This is a genomic window from Stenotrophomonas sp. 112478_Sma, assembly GCF_056479905.1.
Genome location: NZ_CM151072.1, coordinates 1713825 through 1734235 on the forward strand (window position 1 = coordinate 1713825; position 20411 = coordinate 1734235).

The following is a 20411-nucleotide window of genomic DNA, read 5'->3' on the forward strand; positions in this document are numbered from 1 at the left end:
GTCGAGCCATGCTCGACTGCCACAGCAGGTGATGCCGGCCCGGGGGCCGGCACCCGCCATCAATCAGTTGCGCAGCGGCTTGCCGGTCTTGAGCATGTGCGCGATGCGGGCCTGGGTCTTTTCCTGCTGGGCCAGTTCGACGAAGTGCTTGCGCTCCAGGGTCAGCAGCCACTCTTCATCGACCAGGGTGCCGCGATCGACCTTGCCGCCGCACAGCACGGTGGCGATGCGCTCTGCAATCTCGTAGTCGTACGGGCTGATGAAGCGACCTTCCAGCATGTTGACCAGCATCATCTTGAAGGTGGCGATGCCGACGTCGCCGGCCACCTGGATGCGGCGTGCCGGCAGCGGCGGACGGTAGCCGGCTTCGGCCAACGCGCGGGCTTCGGCCTTGGCGATGTACAGCGCCTCATAGCTGTTGAACACCACCTTGTCGGTGTTGCGCAGCAGGCCCAGTTCCTTGGCGTTGACCGCCGAGTTGGACACCTTGGCCATGGCCACGGTCTCGAAGGTCTTCTTCAGTTCGGCAAACACGTCGCCGCCCGGGCCGGCCGCCTGCGAGGCGCGCACGGCCAGTTCCTTCAGGCCGCCACCGGCTGGCAGCAGGCCGACGCCGGCTTCCACCAGGCCGATATAGCTTTCCAGGAAGGCCACGGTCTTGGCGCTGTGCATCTGGAACTCGCAGCCACCGCCCAGGGCCAGGCCGCGCACGGCAGCCACCACCGGCACCAGCGAGTACTTGATGCGCTGGCTGGCGCGCTGGAAGTTGGCGACCATCTGCTCGAACTGGTCGACCTTGCCGGCCTGCAGCAGGCCCAGGGCGCCGGCCAGATCGGCACCGGCGGAGAACGGTTCCTTCTGCTGCCAGATCACCAGGCCCTGGAAGTCCTTCTCGGCGCGCGAGACGCATTCCTGCAGGCCATCGAGCACCTGGTCGGAGACGGTGTTCATCTTGGTCTTGAAGCTGACCACGGCGATACCGTCGCCGTCGTGCCACATGCGCAGGCCATCGTTCTCGAACACGGTCTCGCCCGGCGCGAACGTTTCGCCCAGCAGCGGATCCGGGAAGCGCTGGCGCTGGTACACCGGCAGCGACGAGCGCGGCAGCTTGGCGTTGCGCGACGGGCTGTAGCTGCCCTCGGCGGCGTGCACGCCGTCGCGGCCATCGAAGACCCAGTCCGGCAGCGGGGCGTTGCTCATGCTCTTGCCGGCGACGATGTCATCGGCGATCCACTGCGCGACCTGCTTCCAGCCCGCGGCCTGCCAGGTCTCGAACGGGCCCAGCGACCAGCCGTAGCCCCAGCGGATCGCGAGATCGACGTCGCGCGCGGTCTCGGCGATGTCGGCCAGGTGGTAGGCGCTGTAGTGGAACAGATCGCGGAAGGTCGCCCACAGGAACTGTGCCTGCGGATGCTGGCTCTCGCGCAGCTTGGCGAACTTCTCGGCCGGGTTTTTGATCTTCAGGATCTCGACCACCTCCGGTGCGGCGCTGCGGTCGGCCGGACGGTAGTCCTGCTTTTCCAGATCGAGCACGACGATGTCCTTGCCGACCTTGCGGAAGATGCCGGCTCCGGTCTTCTGGCCCAGTGCGCCCTTGGAAATCAGCGCGTCCAGCCACTTGGGCGACTTGAAGAATTCATGCCACGGGTCGTTCGGCAGGGTGTCGCCCATGGTCTTGATCACGTGCGCCATGGTGTCCAGGCCGACCACGTCGGAGGTGCGGTAGGTCGCCGACTTCGGGCGCCCGACCAGCGGCCCGGTCAGGCCATCGACTTCATCGAAGCCCAGGCCGAACTGCTGGGTGTGGTGGATGGTCGACAGGATCGAGAACACGCCGATGCGGTTGCCGATGAAGTTCGGGGTGTCCTTGGCGTAGACCACGCCCTTGCCCAGGGTGGTGACCAGGAACTCTTCCAGGCCTTCCAGCACGGCGGCATCGGTGGTCGAGGCCGGGATCAGCTCAGCCAGGTGCATGTAGCGCGGCGGATTGAAGAAGTGCACGCCGCAGAAGCGGTGGCGCAGCTGTTCCGGCAGCACGTCGGCCAGCTTGTTGATGCCCAGGCCGGAGGTGTTGGATGCCAGCACGGCGTGATCGGCCACGAACGGAGCGATCTTCTTGTAGAGGTCCTGCTTCCAGTCCATGCGCTCGGCAATGGCCTCGATGATCAGGTCGCAGTCCTTCAGCTGCTCCAGCCCCGACTCGTAGTTGGCCGGGGTGATCGCTTCGGCCAGCGACTTGCTGGCCAGCGGCGCCGGGCTGAGCTTGCCCAGGTTGGCGATTGCCTTCAGCACGATGCCATCGGCCGGACCTTCCTTGGCGGGCAGGTCGAACAGCACGGTGTCGACGCCGGCGTTGGTGAGGTGGGCGGCGATCTGGGCACCCATGACGCCGGCACCCAGCACGGCGGCGCGGCGGACTAGCAGGGAATTGGACATGGTGTAAGGGCCTTTGTTGGTCAGCAGTTACTGGGTGGAATCAGGCGGAGGCGGGCAGGGCGCTGCCGCTGCGTGCGGCGGCGCGGAACCCGGCTTCGGCGAAATGGATGAGCTCGTGGGCTGCCTGGGCACGATGCGCCGCTTCGGTGACACCGGCGGGACGCTTGATCAGCCCGAAATCGGCCATGGCGTAGGTGAGCGAGCCGGCCAGGAAATCCAGCCGCCAGTACAGCTCTTCCTTGCTCAGGTCGGGCACGCACTCGGCGATGGCCTTGCCGAACGCGCGCAGCACGTGGCCGTAGTGGTCGGACAGGAACTTGCGCAGGTTGTCGTTTTTCTCGGCGTAGGCGCGGGCGATCACGCGGACGAAGGCGCCGCCGCTCTGGCGGTCCTGGGCCAGCGCCAGCGCCGGCTCCACGAAGGCGGCCAGCACCGGGCGCAGTTCGCCGGGGTGTTCGCTGCGGGCGCGTTCGAGCTGGGCCATGCGGGCGCCGGTCATCTCGTCCATGCGACGGCGGAACACCTCGTTGACCAGGTTTTCCTTGGAACCGAAGTGGTAGTTGACGGCGGCGATGTTGACGTCGGCCTGGCTGGTGACCTGGCGCAGCGACGTGCCGGCAAAGCCGTGCAGGGCGAACAGCTCTTCCGCGGCACCGAGGATCCGGTCCTTGGTCGAGAAGTGGGCGGGCTTGGCCATCGGCAGGCGGACCTTAATCAAACGATTGTTTGATACTAGAACCAGACGGCAGCGTATGGCATTTTGCAGTGCAGCAAAACGCGGGGTCCGGTCAGATTTCACTCAGGTGGGTGAATGGGGTACAGCCGGGGGCGGATCCCCGCAGGGGCTCGGACCCCGGCGCCACGAGCCGCCAGCCAGGGGCACACTACCACCGCGCCGCTTTATCTCTTACAATTCGCCTACGTTTATCAGGCTAAGCCCGCGTTCCGACGCGGGTTTTTTTCATGTACCCTTCGGGCCATCAGCGGCCCGATTCCATTGGAGACATCCCATGGCGCTGGAGCGCACCCTTTCGATCATCAAGCCGGACGCCGTTGCCAAGAACGTCATCGGCGAAATCTACGCCCGCTTTGAAAAGGCCGGCCTGAAGGTCGTCGCCGCCAAGTACAAGCAGCTGTCGCGCCGTGAAGCCGAAGGCTTCTACGCCGTGCACCGCGAGCGTCCGTTCTTCAACGCCCTGGTCGAGTTCATGATCTCCGGCCCGGTGATGATCCAGGCCCTGGAAGGCGAGAACGCCGTGCTGGCCCACCGCGACCTGCTGGGCGCCACCAATCCGAAGGAAGCCGCGCCGGGCACCATCCGCGCCGACTTCGCTGAATCCATCGATGCCAATGCCGCCCACGGCTCGGACTCGGTCGAGAATGCCGCGATCGAAATCGCCTACTTCTTCGCCGCGACCGAAGTCGTCTCGCGCTGAGAGTGATGCCGTGAACGAGGTCGTACAGACACCCGCCATCCAGCCGCTGCCGAAGTCGGCACCCACGGCCGGCAAGCAGAACCTGCTCGACCTCGATCGCGCGGGCCTGGAGACGTTTTTCGTCGAGGTTCTCGGCGAGAAGAAGTTCCGTGCCCACCAGGTGATGAAGTGGATCCACCACCGCTACGTCACCGACTTCGATGAGATGACCGATCTCGGCAAGGTCCTGCGCGCCAAGCTGCAGGATCATGCCGAGGTCGTCGTTCCCAACATCGTGTTCGACAAGCCCTCCGCCGACGGCACCCACAAGTGGCTGCTGGCGATGGGCGTGGATGGCAAGAACGCCATCGAGACCGTGTACATCCCGGACAAGACCCGCGGCACGTTGTGCGTGTCCTCGCAGGTCGGCTGCGGGCTGAACTGCACGTTCTGCTCCACCGCCACCCAGGGCTTCAACCGCAACCTGACCACCGCCGAGATCATCGGCCAGGTGTGGGTGGCTGCGCGCCACCTGGGCAACGTGCCGCACCAGATGCGCCGTCTCACCAACGTGGTGATGATGGGCATGGGCGAGCCGCTGATGAATTTCGACAACGTCGTGCGTGCCATGAGCGTGATGCGCGACGATCTGGGCTACGGCCTGGCGAACAAGCGCGTGACACTGTCCACGTCCGGCCTGGTGCCGCAGATCGACCGCCTGTCCAGCGAGAGTGATGTCTCCCTGGCGGTGTCGCTGCACGCACCGAACGACGAGCTGCGCGAGACGCTGGTGCCGCTCAACAAGAAGTACCCGATCGCCGAGCTGATGGCCTCGTGCGCGCGCTACCTGCGCGCCAACAAGCGTCGCGAGTCGGTGACCTTCGAATACACCCTGATGAAGGGCATCAACGACCAGCCCGAGCATGCCCGGCAGCTGGCCCGGCTGATGCGCCAGTTCGACAACGCGGTGCAGGCCAAGGACTCGGGCAAGGTCAACCTGATCCCGTTCAATCCGTTCCCGGGCACCCGTTACGAGCGTTCCGAGGAAGCCGACATCCGCGCGTTCCAGAAGATCCTGCTCGACAGCAATGTGCTGACGATGGTCCGCCGCACGCGCGGCGATGACATCGACGCCGCCTGTGGCCAGCTCAAGGGCCAGGTGATGGACCGCACCCGGCGCCAGGCGGAGTTCAACAAGACGCTGCAGGCGGGGAAGGGGAGCGATGCGGCCGCCTGACCGCTTCCGGCTGGCGCTGCTTGCGGGCGTGCTGGCCATGGCGGTCGGTGCCTGCTCCTCCACGCCCAAGGGCCGGCTCGGTCCCAGCGAAGCGCCGGTCTATTCGGTGCGCGACCCGGACGGCGTGCGTCGCCAGGTGCGCGTGAACGATCTGCTGGTGCTGGCCTCGCGGGACATGCAGCTGGGCAATCTGGACGGTGCCGAGAGCAAGGCCCGCCAGGTGCTGAAGCTGCAGCCCGACGAGCCTGACGCACTGGTCCTGCTGGCCGGCATCGATGACCGCCGCGGCCGTACCCGGCAGGCGGGCGAGGGCTTCCGCAGGGCCGCAGAGCTGGCCCCGCAGCGCGGTGACGTACTCAACAACTATGGCGCCTGGCTGTGCCAGCAGGGGCAGGCCGCCGAGTCGCTGGTGTGGTTCGATCGTGCGCTGCAGGCGCCGGGCTATGCCACGCCGGCCGAGGCGCAGGCCAACGCGGGGGGCTGTGCGCTTGACGCGGGGCAGCCCGAACGGGCCGAGCGCGACCTGCGTGCCGCACTCGCGGTGGCTCCGGCCAACCCGGTCGCCCTGGAGGCGATGGCCCAGCTGAGCTTCCGCCAGGGCCGCTACATGGAGGCCCGGGCCTTCGCCGAGCGCAGGATTTCGGCTGCACCCGCAACACGTTCCGTGTTACAACTTGCGTCTCAAATCGAGGCGCGGCTGGGCGATCACGCAGCATCCGATCGCTATCTGCAGCGGATTCGACAGGAATTTCCGCAGGATGCGGGCTCCTAACTCCAGGGTTGATGCATTGTGATTGATGACCAGACTGTGAGCGCTCTCGAGACTGCGGCCGGCTGTGGCACCCGCCTTCGCCAGGCCCGCGAGGCGGCCGGACTGACCCTTGACGACGTCGGACAGCGGCTGCGCATGCCGGTCCAGGTGGTCAGGTCGCTGGAAGAAGAACAGTGGCAGAAGCTCGGTGCGCCGGTGTTCGTCCGCGGCCAGCTGCGCAGCTATGCGCGCCTGCTGAATGTGGATGTGAGCGAACTGCTGGAGCAGGCCCAGGTGGGCCCGGTGGTCCCGCCGACCCTGGTCAGCCATACCCATACCCCGCGTGCGCGCCGGATCGCCGAGAACCTCGGCCGGCGCGTGCTGTATGTCGGCATCACCGCGGTGCTGGCCGTGCCGGTGTGGTTCGCCACGCGTGGCCATTTCGATGGCGGCACGCCGTCGCCGAACACCGCCTCGCTGGACGTGATCCCGGCGACCGTGCCGGTCACCCCCGCCGCCGATGGCGGCGAGCCGGTGGCATCGACGGAGACCTCGGTGGCGTCCACCGCCAAGCCGGCCGCGACCCCCTACGTCGCCTCGCTGGCGCCGGTACCGCGTCCGGCCGCCGCTGCGGCGGGTGCCGGCACCACGCTGGAGATGCAGTTCAACGGAGACAGCTGGGTCGACATCGGCGGCCCCGATGGCAGCACCGTCGAGAAGGCGCTGATCCGGTCGGGCGAGAGCCGCAGTTTCACCCCGGGCCAGGTGACCCGGGTCACTCTGGGCAACGCCTCGGCGGTCCAGGTTCAGCAGAACGGCGCTATCGTCGATCTGGCGCCCTACCAGCGAGCCAACGTGGCACGCTTTCAGGTATCCTCTGAAGGCTCCGTGGTCCCGGTTTCGCACTGAGGCGCGGTTTCACCACCTTCGATAATCCCAATGGTCCCTCCCGATGGGCGGGGCGAGAGTACGCATGGCGATCGACGATCTGCTCGACGAGCACGAACAAAGTGAACGCGTCCGCAGCTGGCTGCGGAAGAATGGCGCCAGCATCATCGGTGGCGTGGCCATCGCCATCGGCGCCATCGCCGGCTGGCAGTGGTGGCAGACGCAGCAGGGCGGCAAGCTGGCCTCGGCCAATGTCGAATACCAGAAGGCACTGGTGGGTCTGCAGCAGAACAAGCTCGACGACGCCGCCAAGGCGGTGAAGGCGCTCGAAGCCGGTCCCTCCAGCATCTACGGCGACCTCGCGGCGCTGCAGCTGGCCAAGGCCCAGGTCGACGCCGGCAAGAACGAAGAAGCCCTGGCGACGCTGCGCAGCGTGAAGGTCGAAGGTGACCTGCAGCGCGTGGTCGACCAGCGCGTGGCCCGCCTGCTGGTCGCTACCGGCAAGGCCGACGAGGCCATCTCCCTGCTGGGCAGCGCCACCGACAGCGGCAGCCTGGAGATCCATGGCGATGCGCTGATGGCCCAGGGCAAGCGTGATGCCGCCCGCGAACAGTACGAGAAGGCGTTGAAGACGCTGGACGTGGCGGCGCCCCAGCGGCGCCTGCTGGAAACCAAGGTTATGGACGCCGGCGGCACCGTCGCCGCCCCTGCGGAGTCGGTTTGATGAGTCAGAAGGTCATGATCACCCGCGTCGCCACCGTGCTGCTGCTCGGCGTGGCGCTGTCCGGCTGCAGCACCATGAAGGGCTGGTTCGCCGGCAAGGACGCGGAAGCGAAGAAGGCGCAGGAGCCGGCCGAACTGGTCAAGTTCGAGCCGACCCTGAAGGTCAACAAGGCCTGGTCGGTCAATCTGGGCAAGGGTGAGCGTCGCATCGGCGTGCGCCAGGGCCCGGCGGTGGCCAACGGTCACGTGTTCGCTGCGGCGATCACCGGGGGCGTGCACGCCATCGACCTGCAGACCGGCAAGAAGGTCTGGACCTGGGAGCCGAAGAAGGAAAAGAAGAAGGACAAGCTGCGCCTGTCCGGTGGCCCGGGTGTTGGCGAGAACCTGGTCGTGATCGGCACGCTCGACGGCCAGGTCATCGCGCTGGACATCAATGATGGCAGCGAGAAGTGGCGCGCCCGCGTGCCCGGCGAAGTGATCGCCGCGCCGGCGGTGGCCCAGGGCATGGTGTTCGTGCGCAGCAACGACGGCCGCATCACCGCCTTCGACGTGGGCAACGGCACCCAGCGCTGGTTCAACCCGAGCGAACTGCCGGCGCTGACCGTGCGTGGCAATGCGCCGGTGGTGACCGGTCCGGGCGTGCTGTTCATCGGCAGGGATGACGGCGCCATCGCCGCGCTGGCCATGCAGGATGGCCGCACCCTGTGGGAACAGAACGTGGGCAGCGCTGAAGGGCGCACCGAGCTGGAGCGCATGGCCGACATCGACGGTGCGCCGGTGCTCGATGGCAACACGCTGTTCGTGAGCAGCTTCAAGAACCAGACGATGGCCATCGAAGGCCCGACCGGTCGCCCGCTGTGGGCGCGCGACCACGGCGGTGCCGGTGGCGTGGCGGTCTCGTCGGGCAATGTGTTCGTCACCGACAACAAGGGTGGCGTGTTCGGCCTGGACAAGGCCAGTGGCGCGGCGATGTGGTCGCAGACCGGGCTCGCCCGGCGCCTGCTGACCGGCCCGGCACTGCACGGCGACTACGTGGTGGTCGGCGACTACAAGGGATACGTGCACTGGCTGCAGACGTCCGATGGCGCGATGGCGGCGCGGGCCAAGAGCGGCGGTGAAGCTCTGCTGGCCCAGCCGATCGTCGTCGACGGGGTGCTGCTGGTGCAGAACGTGGATGGCAAGCTGACCGCCTTCCGGTTGGCAAATTAATACGGAGTAATCGCGATGCTGCCTTTGGTCGCCCTGGTTGGACGGCCGAATGTCGGCAAGTCGACCATTTTCAATGCGTTGACCCGCACCCGTGACGCCCTGGTCCATGACCAGCCCGGCGTCACCCGTGATCGCAACTACGGCGTCTGCCGCCTCGACGAGGACAATCATTTCCTCGTCGTGGACACCGGCGGTATCGCCGGGGAAGACGAGGGCCTGGCGGGCGCTACTACGCGTCAGGCCCGGGCCGCTGCCGCCGAAGCCGACCTGATCCTGTTCGTCGTCGATGCCCGCGAGGGCACGTCGGCGCTGGACGACGAGATCCTGTCGTGGCTGCGCAAGCTGTCGCGTCCGACCCTGCTGCTCATCAACAAGATCGACGGCACCGACGAGATGGCCGTGCGCTCGGAATTCGCGCGCTACGGCTTCAGCGAGATGCTGACGGTTTCGGCCGCGCATCGTCAGGGCCTGGACGATCTGCTCGATGAAGTGATCCAGCGTCTGCCGGAAGAGGGCAGTGGCGAAGAGCTGGACAACGATCCGAACCGTGTGCGCATCGCCTTTGTCGGCCGCCCCAACGTGGGCAAGTCGACCCTGGTCAACCGCATCCTCGGCGAGGAGCGCATGATCGCCTCCGACGTGCCCGGCACCACCCGCGATTCGATCGCGGTGGACCTGGAACGCGATGGCCGCGAATATCGCCTGATCGACACCGCCGGCCTGCGTCGCCGCTCGCGGGTGGACGAGGTGGTCGAGAAGTTCTCGGTGGTCAAGACCATGCAGTCCATCGAGCAGTGCCAGGTGGCCGTGCTCATGCTGGACGCCACCGAAGGCGTGACCGACCAGGACGCCACCGTGCTGGGGGCCGTGCTCGACGCCGGCCGCGCCCTGGTGATCGCCATCAACAAGTGGGATGGCCTGACCGAGTACCAGCGCGAGCAGGCCGAAACCATGCTGTCGCTGAAGCTGGGCTTCGTGCCGTGGGCGGAATCGGTACGCATCTCGGCCAAGCATGGCTCGGGCCTGCGTGAGCTGTTCCGTGCGGTGCACCGCGCCCACGAATCGGCGAACAAGACGTTCACCACCAGCGAAGTGAACAAGGCGCTGGAAGTGGCCTACGAGACCAACCCGCCGCCGACCATCCGCGGCCACGTCTCCAAGCTGCGTTACGTGCACCCGGCCGGGGCCAACCCGCCCACCTTCATCGTGCATGGCACACGCCTGAAGGAGCTGCAGGAGTCGTACAAGCGCTACCTGGAGAACTTCTTCCGCAAGCGCTTCAAGCTGATCGGCACGCCGGTGGTGTTCCTGTTCCGCGAAGGTGCCAACCCGTACGAGGGCAAGAAGAACGTGCTGACCGAACGGCAGATCAAGGCCAAGCGGCGCTTGATGAAACACGTCAAGGGCAAGTAACCGGAAAGGCGGCCGCAGGGCCGCCTTTTTCGTTGTACCGCGTTGTGGCCGGCAGGGCCGGACTCAGGCGCTGCCCCACGGCAGCAGCACGCCACGCAACCTCATGCGGCCAGACGCCAGCCGGTCATAGGCCTCGGTGGCGTGATCCAGATCGAAGGTCTCGACGCGGGGCTTCACCTTGCCCTGGGCGGCAAGATCCAGCACTTCGCTGAGGTACTGCTGGCCGCCGTGCGTGGACCCGATCACGCGCTGGCGCATCATGTGGAATGGCACGCCTTCGGAAGAGATCGAGAAGGGTTTGCTGAAGTCGAGCCCGCACAGGACGACGCGGCCATCCACGCGCAGTCCGGCCATGGCTTCTTCGGCGGCACTGAATTCGTTGGTTGTCACCAGCAGCACGTCGGCACCGCCGATCGCCTTCAGTTCCTTGCCGGTGCTCACCACGTGGTGGGCACCGAGCTCACGCGCCAGCGCGTGCTTGTCGGCCGAGTGGGTGATGGCGATGGTCTCGAAACCGCACGCGCTGGACAGCTGCAGCGCCACGTGTCCCAGTCCGCCAATGCCCAGCACCGCCACCCGCTCGCGTGGCTGGGGCGCCGCATCGCGCAGCCCGCTCCACGTGGTGTAGCCGGCACACATCATCGGCGCGGCATCGATGTAGGAAAGCCCGTCGGGCAGCAGGACCGTGCCTTCGGCCGAGATCGCGATGTACTGCGCGTGGCCACCCTGCGCGGCGAAGCCGGTGGTGCGCGGCGCCTCGCAGTTCATCGCGGTCTGGCCCGACAACGGGCGCTGTTCCCGGCAGTAGGGGCAGCGTCCACACGAGGACTGCACCCAGGTGGTCCCGACCCGGTCACCGACCCGGCGCGCATGCACGCCCGCACCGACCTCGACGACTTCGCCCACCACTTCGTGGCCCGGCGTCTGCGGGTAGATGTCGCCGCCGTAGCCCTGAGTTGCCCACACATCCGTGTAGCACATGCCGGACGCATGCACTTTGACCAGTACCTGGCCCGGCTGCACTTCCGGAACGGGCACCTCACGGACTTCCCAGGGCTGGTTCGGTCCGGTCATCACGACCGCTTTCATGGTCTTCATCGTCTTGATCCTGTGTGGGTGTGCCGGCGTCAGGGCCGCGCGAGGTGCGATGCCAGGGGCGCGTTGGAGCATAGAATCGGTTGACTATCGAGACAATCTCTCCAATATTGCATGTCATGGTGAAATCAGTTCATCAATGGGTGGGCGGAGATCTGACCGCCTTCAGCGCCTTCCTCGCCGTGGCGGCACATCGCAGTTTCCGCAGCGCCGCCGCCGAGTTGAACATCACGCCGTCGGCGATCAGCCATGCCATCAAGGCGCTTGAGCAGCGGCTGGACGCGCGCCTGTTCAATCGCACCACGCGCAGCGTGTCGCTGACTGATGCCGGAGAACGCTTGGCCGAGAAGCTGCGGCCGGCGATGGCATCGATCGAGGAAGCGCTGCAGGCGGTAGATGCCGAGACCGCCACACCGCGTGGCACCCTGCGCATCAACGCCAGCGAAGGCGCGATACGGCTCGTGCTGAAGCCGGTGCTTGCGCGGTTCCTGCGCGACTACCCGCACGTCCACCTGGATATCGTCAGTGACGGCCGCTTGGGTGATATCGTGTCCGAGGGCTTCGACGCTGGCATCCGCCTGACAGAAGCGGTGCCGAGGGACATGGTGGCCATTGCAGTCACGGCGCCGATGCGGTTCGCCGCAGTGGCCTCGCCCGACTATCTGCACACGCGCGGCTGGCCGCAGCTGCCGCTGGATCTGCACCACCACGCATGCATCCGGTTCCGCTTCGAGAGCGGCGCAATCTACCGCTGGGAGTTCGAGCGGCAGGGCGTGGCCGAACGGATCAATGTCGATGGCCCCATCACCCTGACCGACCAGCCACTGATGGTCGATGCGGCCATCGACGGGATCGGCATCGCCTTTGTTCCCGAGCATCTGGCGGCTGCGGCGTTGACCGACGGACGCTTGGTGCGGTTGCTCCAGGACTGGTGCCCCGAGTTTTCGGGGCTTTCGCTCTATTACCCCGGCCATCGTCATGTGCCATCGGGACTGAAGGCATTGATCCGGACCCTCCAGCAGCACCGGGCGGAGGCGGAACCGTGGGCAGGGCCTGCGCGATAATGGCGCCATGAGCATCCGAGAGCTTTCCCCCGCGCAGGCGCATGAGCGCCTGGCCCATGGCGCCGTGCTGATCGACGTGCGGGAGGCGCACGAGCGCGCCGGTGGCATGGCCGAAGGCGCCCGCGGTGTGGCCAGGGCGGAACTGCAGGCCGACCCGGCCGCGCACCTGCCACGCCCGGAACAGGAAATCCTGCTGATCTGCCAGACCGGCAAGCGTTCGGCCGACGCCGCGCAGGCCCTGCTCGATGCCGGCTACGCAAACGTGGCGTCGGTCGCCGGGGGCACCGTGGCCTGGCGCGAGCAGGCGCTGCCGCTGGTGCAGCCCGTGGCCAGCGCTGCCGACCGCGATTTCTTCGATCGCTACTCGCGCCACCTGCTTCTGCCGCAGATCGGCGAGGCGGGTCAGCGTCGCCTGCAGCAGTCGCGTGTGCTGGTGCTGGGCGCGGGCGGGCTGGGCGCACCGGCCGGCTTCTACCTGGCCGCCGCCGGGGTCGGGCACCTGCGCTTCGCCGACCACGACCGGGTCGAACGCAGCAACCTGCACCGCCAGATCGTGCATACCGAAGCCAGTGTCGGCCAGCTCAAGGTCGACTCCGCACGCGAGCGCCTGCTGGCGCTGAATCCCGCCATCGACATTGAAGCCGTGCCGCAGCGGGTCACCTCCGACAACGTCGACGCGCTGCTGGACGGGGTGGACGTGGTGCTGGATGGCTCGGACAACTTCCCGCTGCGCTACCTGCTCAACGATGCCTGCATCAAGCACCGGCTGCCGCTGGTGTATGCGGCGATCGAGCGCTTCGACGGCCAGGTGAGCGTGTTCGACGCCGGCCGCCAGCGCGGTGTCGCGCCCTGCTACCGCTGCCTGTTCCCGGAGCCGCCGCCGCCGGAGTTCGCGCCGAACTGTTCCGAGGCCGGCGTGCTGGGCGTGCTGCCAGGGTTGGCCGGCGTGCTGCAGGCCACCGAGGTGTTGAAGCTGCTGCTGGGCATCGGCGAGCCCCTGGTGGGGCGTCTGCTGCGCTTCGATGCGTTGGGCATGCGCTTCCGCGAGACCGGCATCGGCCCAGACCCACAATGCCCGGTCTGCGCGCCGGGCGTGCCGTTCCCGGGCTATATCGATTACGCCGCCTTCTGCCAAGGCGGGTGATTCCGGTAGCGCCGGGCCATGCCCGGCGGGCGCAGCGGGGCCGGCACGCATATCCGCAGGGGATGGCCCGGCGCTACCGTTGATCGTTTCAGAATGATGTATGGGGTGGCTGCCGGCATCGTTCCACCTCCAAGACAATCCGGCGCAACATGCGTGCTATTGCCGTCATCCACATTGCTCTATCGTGGTGAGCGATTCTGGATTCCGGGGAAAGCACCGCATGGCGGTAGAAGCAGCGACCAGCGAGCTGGTCAAGGTGGTTGCCCTGCTGGGCGCGGCGGTGGTGATGGTGCCCTTGTTCCGGCGGCTGGGCCTGGGGTCGGTATTGGGCTATTTCGCCGCCGGCCTGGCGATCGGACCGTTCGGGTTGGGCTGGTTCTCCGATCCGCAGGCCATCCTGCATACCGCCGAACTCGGCGTGGTGATGTTCCTGTTCGTGATCGGCCTGGAGATGCGGCCCTCGCACCTGTGGAGCCTGCGCAATGAAATCTTCGGGCTGGGCACGCTGCAGATCGTCACCTGCGCGCTGGTCCTGACCAGCATCGCCAAGTTGTTCGGCTTCCCGTGGCAGGTGGCCTTCATCGGTGCCACCGGCTTCGTGCTGACGTCCACCGCCGTGGTGATGCAGCTGCTGGCCGAGCGCGGTGATATCGCGCTGCCTTCGGGGCAGAAGATCGTCTCCATCCTGCTGTTCGAAGACCTGCTGATCGTGCCGCTGCTGGCCCTGGTGGCGTGGATGGCGCCCAGCGCGGGCAGCGCCGATGGCGAGGGCTCGCGCTGGCTGTCGGTGGCGATCGGTGTCGGTGCCATCGTCGGCCTGGTGCTGGTCGGCCGCTTCCTGCTCAACCCGCTGTTCCGCCTGCTGGCCGAATCGAAGGCACGCGAGGTGATGACCGCCGCCGCGTTGCTGGTGGTGCTGGGCGCGGCGCTGCTGATGCAGCTGTCCGGCCTGTCGATGGCGATGGGCGCGTTCCTGGCCGGCGTGCTGCTGAGCGAATCGACCTTCCGCCACCAGATCGAAGCCGACATCGAACCGTTCCGCGGCATCCTGCTCGGCCTGTTCTTCCTCAGCGTCGGCATGGCGCTGGACCTGGGCGTGGTGGCTTCGCACTGGCAGCTGATCGCTGGCCTGGTGCTGGCGCTAATGGCGGCCAAGGCGCTGTGCATCTACGTCGTTGCGCGTCTGATGGGCAGCGACCACGCGCAGGCGCTGGACCGTGGCGTGCTGATGGCGCAGGGCGGTGAGTTCGCCTTCGTGCTGTTCTCCGCGGCGGCGGCCGCTGGTGTGATCGATGTGGACATCAATGCCAACTTCACCGCCGTGGTGGTGCTGTCGATGGCGCTGACCCCGCTGGTGGTGCTGGTCTACAAGCGCGTGGCGCCGAAGCCGACGGTGAACCTGGAGGGCGTGGACGAAGCCGACGGCCTGTCCGGCAGCGTGCTGCTGATCGGCTTCGGCCGCTTCGGCCAGGTGGCCAGCCAGTCGCTGCTGGCGCGCGACGTGGACGTGACCATCATCGACAACGATGTGGAGATGATCCAGAGCGCGGCGCGGTTCGGCTTCAAGATCTATTACGGCGACGGCACCCGCCTGGACGTGCTGCATGCTTCCGGCGCGGCGACCGCGCGCGCGATCGCGGTGTGCGTGGACAAGGCTGACGCCGCCGACCGCATCGTCGAGCTGGTCGCGCACGAATTCCCGCAGGCCAAGCTGATGGTGCGCTCGTTCGACCGCGAGCATTCGCTGCGGCTGATCCATGCCGGCGTCGATTTCCAGATCCGCGAGACCTTTGAATCGGCCGTGCTGTTCGGTCAGGCCGCCCTGGTCGAGCTGGGCGCCGACGAGGACGACGCGATCGAGATCGCCGAGCAGATCCGTCGCCGCGACGCCGAGCGTTTCGAGCTGGAAATCGCCGGTGGCGGCCTGAACGCCGGCGCCAAGATGGTGTTTGGCAACTCCGGCCAGGGCGTACCGACGCCGACCCCGTTCACCGCGCCGAAGCGGGCTAGCAAGACCTTGAACCCGCAGGACGTGCCCGAAGAGGAAGAATGAGGGATGCAACCCGTAACGTCACCCGGGGTCAGCGTTCCAAGGTGGCGCCGGTCCATGCCCGGCGAGCGCAGCGGCCGCATTGGCGGTGGGCGAGGGGGCCTGAATCGGGGACAATAGCCTCCCCACCGCCGCCGCCCCCGCATTCGATGAACGATTCCGCCGCCCCGCATCCTGCCCGCATTCTCGATGGCCGCCGCATCGCTGAAGACCTGCTCGACAGCCTGAAGGTGCGCGTCGACGCCCGCATCGCGGCCGGTGGCAGCCGTCCGGGGCTGGCCGTGGTGCTGGTGGGCGGCGACCCGGCCTCGACCGTGTACGTGCGCAACAAGCGCCGTGCCGCCGAGAAGGTCGGCATCGAAGCGCACGATTACGACCTGCCGGCCGGCACCACCGAGGCCGAGCTGCTGGACCTGATCGACCAGCTCAATGCCGATCCGAAGATCAACGGCATCCTGATCCAGCTGCCGCTGCCGGGCATCCCCGATGCACGCCGGCTGATCCAGCGCATCGACCCGCGCAAGGATGTCGATGGCTTCCACCCGGAAAACGTCGGCCATCTGGCTCTGCGCGAGTTCGGCCTGCGCCCGTGCACGCCGCGCGGCATCACCACGCTGCTGGGCCACACCGACCAGCCGGTGCGCGGTCGCAACGCCACGATTGTGGGTGTCAGCAACCACGTCGGCCGCCCGATGGGCCTGGAACTGCTGATTGCCGGCTGCACCGTCACCAGCTGCCACAAGTTCACCCCGAAGGACGTGCTGGAACAGGCCGTGCGCAACGCCGACATCCTGGTGGTGGCGGTGGGCCGTCCGGGCATCGTGCCGGGCGAGTGGGTGAAGCCGGGCGCGGTGGTGATCGACGTTGGCATCAACCGTCTGGACGATGGCCGGCTGGTGGGCGACGTCGGCTTCGACGCGGCGGCGCAGCGGGCGAGCTGGATCACCCCGGTGCCGGGCGGTGTCGGCCCGATGACCGTGGCCACGTTGATGCAGAACACCCTGGAAGCGGCGGAAGCGCTGAGCTGATCGCAGCGAGCGGCTGTTGGTAGGTGCCAACCGTCGTCGGCCTGCCTGTGTGGGTGCCAACCTTGGTTGGCACGATCCGTCAGGTGCCTGGACCCCAGATGGGGTAAAGGCCTCTCCCTGTTTGTGCCAACCAAGGTTGGCACCCACCGAAGCGGTAGCCGGCCCCCTGAATGGACCGCCGCCCGCGCGACACTGCGTCGCATCCACCCCCTGCCACGCGGCGCGAAAACAAGGTAAAATGTCGCGCTTCCCCACATCTCGGGTATGCCGATGCTGCGCATCCAGGCTGAAGCACTCACTTACGACGACGTCTCGCTCGTCCCCGCCCACTCGACCATCCTGCCCAAGGACGTCAACCTTGAAACGCGGTTGACCCGAGACCTGAAGCTCAAGCTTCCGATCCTGTCCGCAGCCATGGACACCGTCACCGAAGCCCGCCTGGCCATCGCCATGGCCCAGCTCGGCGGCATGGGCATCATCCACAAGAATCTCAGCCTGGAACAGCAGGCCGCGGAAGTGGCCAAGGTGAAGAAGTTCGAGGCCGGTGTCATCCGCGACCCGATCACCGTCGGCCCGGAAACCACCATCCGTGACGTGCTGGCCCTGACGCAGGCGCACAACATCTCCGGCGTGCCGGTGGTGGGCAGCGACGGCCTGCTGGCCGGCATCGTGACCCACCGCGACATGCGCTTCGAGACCGAGCTGGACGATCCGGTCCGCCACATCATGACCAAGAAGGATCGCCTGATCACGGTCAAGGAAGGCGCCGCGTCTGATGAAGTGCTGCAGCTGCTGCACCGCAACCGCATCGAGAAGGTGCTGGTGGTCAATGACTCGTTCGAACTGCGTGGCCTGATCACCGTCAAGGACATCCAGAAGAACACCGACTTCCCGAACGCCGCCAAGGATCTGTCGACCCGCCTACTGGTCGGCGCCGCCGTCGGCGTGGGTGGCGATACCGATCGCCGCGTGGAAGCGCTGGTCGCCGCCGGCGTGGACGTGATCGTGGTCGATACCGCGCACGGCCACTCGCAGGGCGTGCTGGACCGCGTCAGCTGGGTCAAGAAGAACTTCCCGAACGTGCAGGTCATCGGCGGCAACATCTGCACCGGCGAAGCCGCACTGGCGCTGCTGGACAGCGGCGCGGACGCGGTGAAGGTCGGCATCGGCCCGGGCTCGATCTGCACCACCCGCGTCGTCGCCGGCGTCGGCGTGCCGCAGGTCACCGCCATCGATCTGGTGGCCGAAGCGCTGCAGGACCGCATCCCGCTGATCGCCGACGGTGGCATCCGCTACTCGGGCGACATCGGCAAGGCACTGGCCGCCGGTGCCTCGACCATCATGGTCGGTGGCCTGCTGGCTGGTACCGAGGAATCGCCGGGCGAGACCGAGCTGTACCAGGGCCGTTCGTACAAGAGCTACCGCGGCATGGGCTCGCTGGCTGCCATGGAGAAGGGGTCCAAGGACCGCTACTTCCAGGACGCCGCCACCGCCGACAAGCTGGTGCCGGAAGGCATCGAAGGCCGCGTGCCGTACCGCGGCCCGGTGGGCGGCATCATCCACCAGCTGATGGGCGGCCTGCGCGCCACCATGGGTTACGTGGGCTGCGCCACCATCGACGAGATGCGCAGCAAGCCCAAGTTCGTGAAGATCAGCGGCGCCGGCCAGCGTGAGAGCCACGTCCACGACGTGACGATCACCAAAGAGCCGCCGAACTACCGCGCCTGATGCGCTTGCGAACTGCTCTTGCGATTACGGGCAGCCTGCTGATGGCAGGCTGTTCGTTGTCCGAACCGCCGCCGCGCTCCGGGTCTCCGGGCGCGGCGGTTTCGCAATTGCAGCACGTGCAGGCGTGCCAGAACGCGTTCTCGCTGCCGAAGGGCTGGCAGGTGCAGGCCGCCGGCGAACAGCGCTGGCTGCTGAAAGGCACCGGCGAGCGCCCGTTGCAGGTCATCCTGCGGTGCGTTACCGATCTGGGTGACAGGCTTGAAGATCCTGTGGTCACCGCCGAGCTGGGGCCGCTGGAGCCGAAACGGATGAGCGTGCAGTCCGCGTTCTGGGGCAACGCCGTGGATTCCGGTTACCCGATGCACGCCTTTCAACGGCGCATCGTGCCCGGCACCGAAGTGCAGGAAATCGCCGAGCTGCCGCGCGCCGACCGCGCCAACCCCACCGCACCGCACGGCCTGCTGATGCTGCGCTGGGACGAGGAAGACCCCTCACATATTCAACAACGCGAGGCGTTCATCGCCACGCTGACACAGAGCCTTGAAGCGCCGGGCGCTGCGAAAAACACCACTGGAACGGCACCATGACCAACATCCATAACGACAAGATCCTGATTCTCGATTTCGGCGCGCAGTACACGCAGCTGATTGCCCGCCGCATCCGCGAGCTGGGTGTCTACTGCGAAATCTGGGCGTGGGACCACAACCCGGCCGAGATCGCCGGTTTCGGCGCCAAGGGCATCATCCTGTCCGGTGGCCCCGAATCGACCACGCTGCCGGGCGCCCCGGCCGCACCGCAGGAAGTGTTCGACAGCGGCCTGCCGATCTTCGGCATCTGCTACGGCATGCAGACCCTGGCTGCCCAGCTGGGCGGTGCCACCGAAGCCGCCGACCAGCGCGAGTTCGGCCACGCCGAAGTGAACGTGATCAACCCCGATGCACTGTTCAAGGGCCTGAGCGACCACGGCGGCGAGCCGAAGCTGAATGTCTGGATGAGCCACGGCGACCACGTCTCCGTTGCGCCGCCGGGCTTCACCATCACCGCCACCACCGACCGCATTCCGGTGGCCGCCATGGCCAACGAAGAAAAGCGCTGGTACGGCGTGCAGTTCCACCCGGAAGTGACCCACACCCTGCAGGGCCAGACGCTGCTGCGCCGCTTCGTGGTGGACGTGTGCGGCTGCCAGACCCTGTGGACCGCCGCCAACATCATCGACGACCAGATCGCCCGCGTGCGCGAACAGGTGGGCGATGATGAAGTGATCCTGGGCCTGTCCGGCGGCGTCGATTCGTCCGTGGTGGCCGCGCTGCTGCACAAGGCCATCGGCGAGAAGCTGACCTGCGTGTTCGTGGATACCGGCCTGCTGCGCTGGCAGGAAGGCGACCAGGTGATGGCGATGTTCGCCGAGCACATGGGCGTGAAAGTCGTGCGCGTGAATGCCGCCGACCGTTACTTCAAGGCGCTGGAAGGCGTGAGCGACCCGGAAGCCAAGCGCAAGATCATCGGCAACCTGTTCGTTGAGATCTTCGACGAAGAGTCGAACAAGCTGAAGAACGCGAAGTGGCTGGCGCAGGGCACCATCTACCCGGACGTGATCGAGTCGGCCGGCAGCAAGACCGGCAAGGCGCATGTGATCAAGAGCCACCACAACGTGGGCGGCCTGCCGGAGCACATGAAGCTGGGCCTGGTGGAGCCGCTGCGCGAGCTATTCAAGGACGAAGTGCGCCGCCTGGGTGTGGAGCTGGGCCTGCCGCGCACCATGGTCTACCGCCATCCGTTCCCGGGCCCGGGCCTGGGCGTGCGTATTCTGGGCGAAGTGAAGCGCGAATACGCCGAGCTGCTGGCCAAGGCCGATGCGATCTTCATTGATGAGCTGCGCAAGGCGGATCTGTACGACAAGACCAGCCAGGCGTTTGCCGTGTTCCTGCCGGTGAAGTCGGTGGGCGTGGTGGGTGACGCGCGGGCTTACGAGTGGGTGATTGCGCTGCGGGCCGTGGAGACGATTGACTTCATGACGGCGCACTGGGCGCATCTGCCGTATGAGTTCCTGGGGACGGTGAGCAACCGGATCATCAATGAGTTGCGGGGGGTGTCGCGCGTTGTTTATGACATCTCGGGGAAGCCGCCGGCTACTATTGAGTGGGAATGATTCGGCCTCTGGTGTTTGCTGGCAGTTAGTCGCACGAAGGTCTACCTAAGCCCGCGCAACTGCGGGCTTTTTTATGATTTG

The 20411-nt window shown here is 66.9% G+C and carries 17 protein-coding genes; 14 read left to right on the plus strand and 3 right to left on the minus strand.

Translation table 11 applies throughout. The features are described 5' to 3' along the window. Positions 1 to 63 precede the first annotated feature (63 nt). A complete protein-coding gene (locus ACZK08_RS08105; protein WP_478452669.1) occupies positions 64 to 2436 on the minus strand; it encodes a 3-hydroxyacyl-CoA dehydrogenase/enoyl-CoA hydratase family protein in 2373 nt (790 codons plus the stop codon). Between the two features lie 40 nt (positions 2437 to 2476). Continuing rightward, entirely contained in the window at positions 2477 to 3133 is a 657-nt protein-coding gene (locus tag ACZK08_RS08110) for a TetR/AcrR family transcriptional regulator (protein ID WP_065175050.1), read from the minus strand. A 313-nt stretch (positions 3134 to 3446) separates the two neighbouring features. Between ACZK08_RS08110 and ndk the strand changes: the two genes are divergently transcribed. From ndk to der, 7 genes are all read left to right on the plus strand, one after another. Further along, positions 3447 to 3872: a nucleoside-diphosphate kinase gene (gene ndk, locus ACZK08_RS08115; RefSeq protein WP_005409295.1), complete on the plus strand. Its 426-nt coding sequence runs from the start codon at positions 3447 to 3449 to the stop codon at positions 3870 to 3872. Between the two features lie 10 nt (positions 3873 to 3882). After that, entirely contained in the window at positions 3883 to 5088 is a 1206-nt protein-coding gene (gene rlmN, locus ACZK08_RS08120) for a dual-specificity RNA methyltransferase RlmN (RefSeq protein WP_053520188.1), read from the plus strand. Further along, positions 5075 to 5860: a type IV pilus biogenesis/stability protein PilW gene (gene pilW, locus ACZK08_RS08125; RefSeq protein WP_065181337.1), complete on the plus strand. Its 786-nt coding sequence runs from the start codon at positions 5075 to 5077 to the stop codon at positions 5858 to 5860. Before rlmN ends, pilW begins: the two co-directional genes overlap by 14 nt. Before the next feature lie 18 nt (positions 5861 to 5878). Continuing rightward, positions 5879 to 6748, plus strand: a complete 870-nt coding sequence (locus ACZK08_RS08130) for a RodZ domain-containing protein (RefSeq protein WP_065181338.1) — start codon at positions 5879 to 5881, stop codon at positions 6746 to 6748. Between the two features lie 64 nt (positions 6749 to 6812). Next, positions 6813 to 7451 (plus strand): YfgM family protein, encoded by a 639-nt coding sequence (locus tag ACZK08_RS08135; RefSeq protein WP_053520185.1) that lies wholly within the window; start codon positions 6813 to 6815, stop codon positions 7449 to 7451. Then, on the plus strand, positions 7451 to 8659 hold the full coding sequence (bamB, locus tag ACZK08_RS08140) for an outer membrane protein assembly factor BamB (RefSeq protein WP_053520184.1): 1209 nt from the start codon (positions 7451 to 7453) through the stop codon (positions 8657 to 8659). Before ACZK08_RS08135 ends, bamB begins: the two co-directional genes overlap by 1 nt. A 15-nt stretch (positions 8660 to 8674) precedes the next feature. Continuing rightward, complete coding sequence (der, locus tag ACZK08_RS08145; RefSeq protein ID WP_053520183.1) at positions 8675 to 10072, plus strand: ribosome biogenesis GTPase Der; 1398 nt, start codon at positions 8675 to 8677, stop codon at positions 10070 to 10072. A 63-nt stretch (positions 10073 to 10135) separates the two neighbouring features. Here the strand turns inward: der and ACZK08_RS08150 are convergent, their stop codons facing one another. Continuing rightward, positions 10136 to 11170: an alcohol dehydrogenase catalytic domain-containing protein gene (locus ACZK08_RS08150; RefSeq protein ID WP_081284348.1), complete on the minus strand. Its 1035-nt coding sequence runs from the start codon at positions 11168 to 11170 to the stop codon at positions 10136 to 10138. Between the two features lie 116 nt (positions 11171 to 11286). Between ACZK08_RS08150 and ACZK08_RS08155 the strand changes: the two genes are divergently transcribed. From ACZK08_RS08155 to guaA, 7 genes are all read left to right on the plus strand, one after another. After that, a complete protein-coding gene (locus ACZK08_RS08155; RefSeq protein ID WP_065181339.1) occupies positions 11287 to 12231 on the plus strand; it encodes a LysR family transcriptional regulator in 945 nt (314 codons plus the stop codon). Between the two features lie 7 nt (positions 12232 to 12238). Beyond that, positions 12239 to 13375 (plus strand): molybdopterin-synthase adenylyltransferase MoeB, encoded by a 1137-nt coding sequence (gene moeB / locus ACZK08_RS08160; RefSeq protein ID WP_065181340.1) that lies wholly within the window; start codon positions 12239 to 12241, stop codon positions 13373 to 13375. Positions 13376 to 13595: 220 nt separating this feature from the next. After that, positions 13596 to 15428, plus strand: coding sequence for a monovalent cation:proton antiporter-2 (CPA2) family protein (locus tag ACZK08_RS08165; protein WP_065181341.1), 1833 nt, complete (start codon positions 13596 to 13598; stop codon positions 15426 to 15428). A gap of 146 nt (positions 15429 to 15574) precedes the next feature. After that, positions 15575 to 16453 carry a bifunctional methylenetetrahydrofolate dehydrogenase/methenyltetrahydrofolate cyclohydrolase FolD gene (folD, locus tag ACZK08_RS08170; RefSeq protein ID WP_065181342.1) on the plus strand — a complete coding sequence of 293 codons (879 nt, stop codon included), beginning with the start codon at positions 15575 to 15577 and terminating at the stop codon, positions 16451 to 16453. A gap of 270 nt (positions 16454 to 16723) precedes the next feature. After that, positions 16724 to 18181, plus strand: a complete 1458-nt coding sequence (gene guaB / locus ACZK08_RS08175) for an IMP dehydrogenase (protein WP_014036909.1) — start codon at positions 16724 to 16726, stop codon at positions 18179 to 18181. A gap of 161 nt (positions 18182 to 18342) precedes the next feature. Continuing rightward, a complete protein-coding gene (locus ACZK08_RS08180) occupies positions 18343 to 18768 on the plus strand; it encodes a hypothetical protein (RefSeq protein ID WP_231107717.1) in 426 nt (141 codons plus the stop codon). Continuing rightward, complete coding sequence (gene guaA, locus ACZK08_RS08185; protein ID WP_065181344.1) at positions 18765 to 20330, plus strand: glutamine-hydrolyzing GMP synthase; 1566 nt, start codon at positions 18765 to 18767, stop codon at positions 20328 to 20330. Before ACZK08_RS08180 ends, guaA begins: the two co-directional genes overlap by 4 nt. Positions 20331 to 20411: the final 81 nt, after the last annotated feature.